The sequence below is a fragment of the Bacillota bacterium genome (assembly GCA_013314855.1).
GTDB lineage: Bacteria > Bacillota > Clostridia > Acetivibrionales > DUMC01 > Ch48.
The window spans coordinates 36,521-43,356 of record JABUEW010000025.1 but is presented as its reverse complement, the minus strand read 5'-3'; the positions used below and the strand labels follow the sequence as shown (position 1 = coordinate 43,356).

Below are 6,836 nucleotides of genomic sequence, written 5' to 3'. Positions count from 1 at the left end.
CAAACCGCTTCAGCATTGCCATTACTGACAATACTGGGTTTATAGCTACCAAACCCCTTGGCGTCTGTTTGGACTGGACTTTCACCAGCTAGCAAGTCTACAGCTTCGTCTGGGCGCACATGAATTTGTCAAGGTTCAATTAAGCTTGCGTAAGTACTGTTATAAACTGATTCATTATTTGAACTCTCTGCCAAATCAAAAACAACTATATCAGGTTTCGAATCATGAAGTATATACTGAATCCGTTCATGGGGGTAAGTAGGATCTATAGGTATATATGTAATTCCATTTTTAAATAGATAATACAATAAAAATAATAAATCCGGGCTTCTCTTCATACAAACAGCAACACACTTAGGTTCAGGATAATTTTTCTTGAATTTTTCAATAACACATTTATTATATAAATCTCCATACTCTTTGTTTTCAAATATAATATTCATATATATCACCATTCTTTAAAAGTATTATTTGCTTTTTCCAACAAACATGTCAGATATCATAACTTGAAAAAATATTCTCAAGATTATCAAGGCTCACCTCATAATCAATAACCTTACCTATATCAATAGGCAAAATGAAAGTAACCTTATCCGACAAAGCTTTCTTGTCAAAAACAATCCTTTTTACAACGGAAATCCAATTAAGACCATCAATATGTAAAGGAAGCCCCAAACTGCTTAATACTGCTTTTATATAGCATAATTTTTCCTCACTGATAAGTTTAAAATAGACGCTCAGTTTAAATGCTGCCACAATACCTATTGCAACACATTCGCCATGCTTGTATTCATATCCGTACAATCCTTCAATTGCATGACCTACTGTATGCCCAAAATTCAATATCTTGCGAATCCCCTTATCCTTCTCATCCTTTTCAACTATCTCTGCTTTAATTTTACAATTCCTGTAGATGAACTCTTCTATTTTACATTGTTTTAAAGTATCAACATCTTTAACATATTCATGCATGTATTGCAGCAAACTTGCATCAGCTATCAACGCATGAACCACAGCTTCAACCAATCCGCATTTAAACTCTCTTTCAGGTAGTGTCTTCAATACGCTGATATTAATGTACACAAGCAATGGCTGATAATAAGAGCCAATCATATTTTTATAACCTTGGTAATTAATAGCGACCTTTCCCCCAACACTGCTATCAATCTGTGCCAATAGTGTGGTAGGAACCTGGATAAAAGCTATTCCCCTTAAATACGTTGCCGCTGCATAGCCGGCAACATCTCCAACCACTCCGCCTCCTAATGCTACAATCAAATCAGACCTGTCAACACGCTTTGATAACATAAAATCATAAATACGGTTCAGTGTTTCAATACTCTTGCTGCCTTCCCCATTGGGCAATGTAAATGAATAAATCACAGAACATATTTTACTCAACTCCGAAACCAATGGGCATAAATATAACTTTCCGACAATATCGTCAGTAATGATAATTATCTTTTCCCCTGACCATAATGGTTTAATTTCATTAGATATTTCCGAAAAATTATCATGTATAACGATTTCATATCCAGATTGCGCTAAATTTACCTTTAATCTATTCACTATTGCCACTCCCGATACCTATCTTAATAATTAATTCTAAAACATTGTCTACCAGATATGTTGGTTGGCTTTCAATCAACACATCCCTGCAAATATCCCCCCATGTGACAGCAATTGATTTTATCCCTGCATTTTTTGCGGCCATAATATCATTTATACCATCGCAAACCATTACTACCTCATCTTTTGATGCATTTAATTTTTCCATAATCAGCAGTAAGCTTTCAGGATGCGGTTTAGGATTTTGTACGTCATCTGAACAAACAACAATCCGGAAAAAATCTTCTAAATTGAAGTGCTTGAGTATTTCCATTGTCCGACTTCGTTCTTTTCCAGTACACAAAGCACAATTGTAACCAATCTCATTCAGTTTTTGTAATAATTCAAACATTCCGTCATGAATTCTAATCAAATGAATATTTTCCCTGCTTACTTGCTGATAAATTGGAATCATGGATGATGGCAAATTGAGTTGCTTAAAAATGTTTGCCAAGCTATCCCCACAGAGCCGAAAAAACTCATCATATGGAGGTACGCCTTTACCACAAACAGCTCTGTACGATTCTGTAAGAGCTTTGACCTGAACATCATGGGAATTAATGATAACTCCGTTAAAATCAAAAATAATATTTCTAAACATTATATTTGCCTCATTTCATATTTACAGCTCTTTGAATCTTCTTAATCGCACTGGCAATCTCAATAATGTCCTGTTCATCACCGAGTAACGTATAATGGGGAAGCCATACAACATTAGCGGCAACATTTTTTGCGTTTGATAAGTCATTTGATATGGATTGTTCAAATTCATCAATGCGGCCATGGAAATCATTGTTTTTGAAAAAAGTTGTATCGGATAATACAGGGAAGCAAATAAATGCTGGTATCCCTTCTGCAATCAGATAGTCCACAAAATCTTTCCGAGAAAGCCCATTAAAATAATTCGAGTCATAATAAAACATGTACATGTAATGAGTGATGAGTGTCGCATACTCTTTACGCGCTTGCGGCTTAATTCCGTCTACATCAGCCAATAGTGAATCTAGCAGCAGCGCATTTCTGTCCCTCTTTTTATTCATATCATTTAATCGTTCCTGCTGTGCTATTAGAATAGCAGCTTGGAACTCATTCATACGATAATTAGAGCCGAGAACCCTATGCTCATATACTCGGTCATTTTCAGGACGTCCAACTCCATGAATCAAATATGCCCTCTTATATAGTTCCTCATCATTCGTAATAATAGCGCCACCTTCCCCGCATGTCATGATTTTTCCGTTTTGAAAGCTAAAGATAGAAATATCACCAAATGACCCAAGCATCTTTCCATTACATTGACCGCCATGCCCATGCGCGACATCCTCAATAACTCTGATGTTATGCTTTTTAGCTATTGCACAGATTTTTTCCATATCACATGAATGACCTGCCATATGTACTGGAATGACTGCTTTTGTTCTTGGTGTAATTGCTTTTTCAAATGCGTCGGGATTCATGCAATAAGTTTCAAGATCGATATCGACTAACACTGGAGTTGCGTTTGAATAAATTACTGCAGACCCTGTTGATATAAAGGTTACAGCAGGAACAATAACCTCGTCTCCTCTCTTAATGCCCAGAGTCGTTAAAGCAAGCTCAATGGCATGTGTTCCATTGGTCACTCCCAAGCAATATTTAACATCATGAAGAGCTGCAAAATTTCGTTCAAAGGTCTTTACTTTATCTCCTGTCATTCGCCACCAGTTTCCACTTGAAAGCACTTCTCCCACTAACTCGAGTTCCCGTTCGTTTGAATACGGCCATTTCGGAAAAGGCTTTGTTTTCGTTTTTATGCCCCCCTTAATTGCTAATTTTTCCATATTTATTCTCCTTTCTCCTCTAAATAATGATTTATTGCTAATAAACCTAATTCATAAACATAACCTTTAAGTCCCATAATAAAACCTACTGCGTTTTCGGTAAATATAGACTCGGAATGCCACCCGCCCCTGGCAACAATGTTTGACAAATGTACTTCCACATATGGCGTTCCTTGAGCGTTAAGTGCATCCAGTATCGAATACCCTGTTTTTGATAAAGCTGCAGGATTAATAACTACTCCGGACAGTTTGTCGATATTTTGCTGAATAAAATTAACAATGTCTCCCTCATAATTCGACTGGTAGAATATCAATTCAGCATTTATTTGTTTCCCGATAGCTTCAACCTTTTTCTCAATTGAATTCCAGCTTTCTGTCCCATAAATTCGGACTTCCCTGTTACCCAGCATATTTATATTAGGCCCATTGATGACTGCTATCCTTTTCCTGCTCATAGGTTATTCTCCTTTCCCCATGAGTAATAGTTTTTAAGCAGTTGCAAAGCTCCATATACCCCGCTAAATTCTCCAAAATGCGCCTGTTTAACAGATATTCTGCGTTCGAAAAATTCTAGGCGCTCATTTGCTTTTTTCTCAATTTGCGATATCAGGTTTGTTCCCATATTGCTTACTCCACCCCCCATTATAAAAAGCGGAATATCCAAACACATAGCAAGGTTATATATAACCCCTGAAATACAATCTATCATGTCAGACAAACACTTTGCGGCAATGGGATCACCATATAAGTATTTCCTGTGGACTTGCTCCAATGACATCAAACGAGTTTTGGCAACAGAATTGTATTTCTTTAGCACAGCCGGACCTGAAGCAACCGCTTGAAAACATGATTGATTCCCACAGCTGCACATGCTGTCATTGCTTGCATAGCCCATATATATATGCCCCAATTCTCCTGCAAAACCGTTCTCTCCTGTGAAAAGTGAACCGTTTAAAATTAATCCGCATCCTATGCCAGTCCCAATTGTTATATAAGCCATGTTTCTAACAGAATCCTTTAGAAAATAATACTCACATATGGCTCCGCAATTTGCATCGTCTTCTATAACAATGGGCACATTGTATCTGCTATTTAGATGTTGTACTAAATCGTAATGGTTCCAGGATGGATTATTAGGCCATATCTTCACTTTCTTACGGCTACGATCCATCACTGCTGCAAGTGAAATACTCAAGCCTTCAACACAATCAGAAACATCATCAATTATGCTGCATATATTTTCTTCAACTTCATTCTGAGGATTTCCAGATCTTACAAAAGGCTTCTTATTATATTCCAAGTTATTTAAATTCCAGTCATTGGTTACAGCAAACCTTACATTCGAGCCACCTATATCCAATCCGATATAGCTCATATATCCACCTTCCTCATAAAAGATGATTTATAAAGCCTTTCTATCGCATCAACAATATAAATACCGTCTGACGGCTGTAGAATTTTCAATCGATTCCCATATATCAAATCAATAAAATAGGTAACCAAGTCACTAAAAGCATCTAACGCAAATGTATTATTCATTGGGAAGTATACAGTTTCCTCTTTGCCATCCTTCGCTGTATGTCTAATTATAATATTTTTCCGCATAAAATTGTTGCTAAACCCGAACAATGTGTCCATACTGACTGTCCCATTGGTCCCAACCACTTTAATAGCTGTAACATCCTCGCTGACATCGGACGCCCAGCTAACATTAAATTTCAGTACTACATTATTGCCAAATACTATTTCACCCTTGGCCCAAGTCTCCACATCAATGGATATATTTTGGCTTTCATTGCTCATATTCCATTGGGCTCCTTTGTGTTCAATATCTTCAATGGTTACGTAAATCAAATGTTCATGTTTTATTCTTTTGTCTGAAATAAACATTAAACCTATATCTATTACATGAGTACCAATATCAATTAATGCTCCGCCACCTGCTTTTTCCCTGTTTGTAATCCATGTGCCTGGCCTTGGTATTCCTGATTTGCGAATCCAGCTGACATCAACTTCCAGTACCTCACCAATCAAAGAAACCAGCTCACAGAATTTCAAAACGTCTTTTCTGAATCTGTTTACAAGCGCAGGAAGATAAATTTTTTGATTCGCTTTAGCTGTGGAAACTGAAAATTCAGCAGCAGACCTTGTAAATGCCACAGGCTTTTCACATAATACATGTATGCCTGAATTTAAAACCAGATTTGTATAATATGAGTGAGTGTTATTTGGTGTAGCAATTATAACAGCATCATGCGATGTGCATAAAAAATCGTCTATATTGTCGTAGATTTTGTATTGCTTCCGTATATTACTCGCATTTTTAAAATTGATGTCAAATATTCCGCTTACTTTCACATCGCTCATTTGGGCAAGAACAGGCAAATATGCTTTTTTCACAATCCATCCGCAACCGATGATTCCTATTTTAAACATAATGCAACCTCTTATAAACTTTTTTGATTTATTTTTCTTTCAATATTTCTTTCAACTGATAAATCATATCGAATTCTTATTGGTTAATAATTTCCAATATTGATTTAATTTCTTTGTTTTTTGATTTTTGATTTTTGAGTTAATAATTCTTTAACAAAAAAATTTTTCAGGAAAGTATAATTCTTGCTTATTTCCTGTAATAATGGTATCAATACTTTTAAAGAATAATAAGTATCGGGGTATACATGTATGATGTAATTTAGCGATTCTGCGAATAACATGCGGTGTGAAGCGATATTATTTATGTTCATAATCAGATTCATATATAGATTTTCGTCTTTCCAATAAGACTTATCTTCCCGAATCCGTTCATAAAAATCAGCACAAATTGCTTTATATTTTGCAATATCGAATACTTTTACTATATCAACCAGTATATTGTAATAAAATTTCTCTTCTATTATGACAGGTTCGTATTTTAAAGCAGCTATTACCAGCTTATAAACCAAATTACCTTCTATAGCTTTCCATTTATATAGGATATTTTTATCTATCCGAATTATATCCTTTGAGCAGTAAGGATCAACAATTATTAAGGTATCACCAATAATATCAATTATTAAAAAACAGTGGCAAACATTGATTTTTTTGTATGCTTCATTCCAAGGACATGCAAATGCATCAATATGAACTAATATCGGCGTATCTTCCAATTTTAAATTAATGTGAACAAATAAATCATCCAAGTTATCATACTGTATCAATTCTTTCCTTATACTTAAATTTTTTTTAAAGCTTAAATTTAAATCATTTTCATCTTCTAATCGCAAAAATCCATAAAAATCTTTTGTTAAATTGAGTTTAGTCAAAAACATATGGTCATATGGTATATTTTTACTTTCTGCATATGAAATTATTATCATTTGAATACAATTACAATATTTTTTTTGTACAGGTAAAATTCTCATTTAA

Annotated in this window: 8 protein-coding genes; all 8 read right to left on the bottom strand. The window is 35.1% G+C overall.

The window, feature by feature from the left end:
- Nucleotides 1–128 precede the first annotated feature (128 nt).
- Nucleotides 129–443 carry an AMP-binding protein gene (locus HPY74_06370; GenBank protein NSW90291.1) on the bottom strand — a complete coding sequence of 105 codons (315 nt, stop codon included), beginning with the start codon at nt 441–443 and terminating at the stop codon, nt 129–131.
- A gap of 49 nt (nt 444–492) precedes the next feature.
- A complete protein-coding gene (gene aroB / locus HPY74_06365) occupies nt 493–1,569 on the bottom strand; it encodes a 3-dehydroquinate synthase (GenBank protein ID NSW90290.1) in 1,077 nt (358 codons plus the stop codon).
- Nucleotides 1,562–2,209, bottom strand: a complete 648-nt coding sequence (locus HPY74_06360) for an HAD family hydrolase (GenBank protein ID NSW90289.1) — start codon at nt 2,207–2,209, stop codon at nt 1,562–1,564. The genes aroB and HPY74_06360 overlap by 8 nt, the downstream gene beginning before the upstream one ends.
- Before the next feature lie 10 nt (nt 2,210–2,219).
- Complete coding sequence (locus tag HPY74_06355) at nt 2,220–3,428, bottom strand: DegT/DnrJ/EryC1/StrS family aminotransferase (GenBank protein ID NSW90288.1); 1,209 nt, start codon at nt 3,426–3,428, stop codon at nt 2,220–2,222.
- Nucleotides 3,429–3,430: 2 nt separating this feature from the next.
- Nucleotides 3,431–3,883 (bottom strand): 3-dehydroquinate dehydratase, encoded by a 453-nt coding sequence (locus HPY74_06350; protein NSW90287.1) that lies wholly within the window; start codon nt 3,881–3,883, stop codon nt 3,431–3,433.
- Nucleotides 3,880–4,803 carry an ROK family protein gene (locus tag HPY74_06345; GenBank protein ID NSW90286.1) on the bottom strand — a complete coding sequence of 308 codons (924 nt, stop codon included), beginning with the start codon at nt 4,801–4,803 and terminating at the stop codon, nt 3,880–3,882. The genes HPY74_06350 and HPY74_06345 overlap by 4 nt, the downstream gene beginning before the upstream one ends.
- The gene (locus tag HPY74_06340) at nt 4,800–5,864 is read right to left on the bottom strand and encodes a Gfo/Idh/MocA family oxidoreductase (GenBank protein ID NSW90285.1); all 1,065 of its coding nucleotides are present in this window, start codon (nt 5,862–5,864) and stop codon (nt 4,800–4,802) included. Before HPY74_06340 ends, HPY74_06345 begins: the two co-directional genes overlap by 4 nt.
- Before the next feature lie 104 nt (nt 5,865–5,968).
- A complete protein-coding gene (locus HPY74_06335; protein ID NSW90284.1) occupies nt 5,969–6,832 on the bottom strand; it encodes a hypothetical protein in 864 nt (287 codons plus the stop codon).
- Nucleotides 6,833–6,836 lie beyond the last annotated feature (4 nt).

What these genes read in the sequence shown, in the direction of transcription:
- HPY74_06370 (NSW90291.1), bottom strand. Translation starts at nt 443, where the DNA reads ATGAATATTATATTTGAAAACAAAGAGTATGGAGATTTATATAATAAA.
- HPY74_06360 (NSW90289.1), bottom strand. Translation starts at nt 2,209, where the DNA reads ATGTTTAGAAATATTATTTTTGATTTTAACGGAGTTATCATTAATTCC.
- HPY74_06355 (NSW90288.1), bottom strand. Translation starts at nt 3,428, where the DNA reads ATGGAAAAATTAGCAATTAAGGGGGGCATAAAAACGAAAACAAAGCCT.
- HPY74_06350 (NSW90287.1), bottom strand. Translation starts at nt 3,883, where the DNA reads ATGAGCAGGAAAAGGATAGCAGTCATCAATGGGCCTAATATAAATATG.
- HPY74_06345 (NSW90286.1), bottom strand. Translation starts at nt 4,803, where the DNA reads ATGAGCTATATCGGATTGGATATAGGTGGCTCGAATGTAAGGTTTGCT.
- HPY74_06340 (NSW90285.1), bottom strand. Translation starts at nt 5,864, where the DNA reads ATGTTTAAAATAGGAATCATCGGTTGCGGATGGATTGTGAAAAAAGCA.
- HPY74_06335 (NSW90284.1), bottom strand. Translation starts at nt 6,832, where the DNA reads ATGAGAATTTTACCTGTACAAAAAAAATATTGTAATTGTATTCAAATG.